This is a genomic window from Escherichia sp. AM3, from assembly GCF_032029835.1.
Classification (GTDB): Bacteria; Pseudomonadota; Gammaproteobacteria; order Enterobacterales; family Enterobacteriaceae; genus Escherichia; species Escherichia coli.
On record NZ_JAVUPQ010000908.1, the window covers coordinates 1 to 280 of the forward strand.

A 280-nucleotide genomic window follows, 5' to 3' on the forward strand; every position below is an offset into this window, starting at 1 on the left:
GCGCATAGCCTTCACCCCCTTTGCGGTGCGGGTCGAGAGATTTTAACTTCTCGTTATCCGCATCGGGCGACTTCACGCTTCCCGGTGCAGTAGGTTGCTCGCCCGGCGCGGACAGGCCCGGCGACGGTTTATGAGAGCCATCCGCAGGGGCGAGTGAGTCCATTCCCGGTTGAGATTCTTCGGTGCCATGAATAGGGGCTTGATGTGGTTTATCATTGTTCGACATTGCACGATTCTCCTTTGTTCGTTCCTGAAAACCCTATTAAGGATAGAACAATGT

Annotated in this window: 1 pseudogene; it reads right to left on the reverse strand. The window is 54.3% G+C overall.

The features are described 5' to 3' along the window. Positions 1 to 226 (reverse strand): annotated as a pseudogene (gene katE / locus RTW80_RS29005) (catalase HPII); the annotation flags it as partial. Between the last annotated feature and the right edge of the window lie 54 nt (positions 227 to 280).